This window comes from Mesorhizobium sp. M8A.F.Ca.ET.218.01.1.1 (assembly GCF_004791165.1).
Lineage (GTDB): Bacteria > Pseudomonadota > Alphaproteobacteria > Rhizobiales > Rhizobiaceae > Mesorhizobium.
Genome location: NZ_SRUZ01000250.1, coordinates 1 through 204, shown reverse-complemented (window position 1 = coordinate 204; position 204 = coordinate 1). Strand labels below are relative to the sequence as shown.

The 204-nt window shown below is 65.7% G+C and carries 1 protein-coding gene; it reads left to right on the top strand.

All coding sequences use genetic code 11. The features are described from left to right. Positions 1–204 (top strand): VCBS domain-containing protein (locus tag EN861_RS35215; RefSeq protein ID WP_135884706.1); only part of this gene is annotated, 204 nt, incomplete at both ends.

Genomic DNA, 204 nt, shown 5'->3' with positions numbered 1-204 from the left:
ATGGCCTGGCCTCGGTGCAGCAGCTTGCCGAAGGCGCCACCGTCACCGACGTCTTCAGCTACACCAACTCGGACAACCACGGCGGCTCTTCGTCCGCCAACCTGACCATCACCATCACCGGCACCAATGACGCGCCGGTGGCGGTGGCCGATGCGGCGGCGGTGAAGGAAGACACCAACACGCTGGCCGATCCCAATCCGGTGA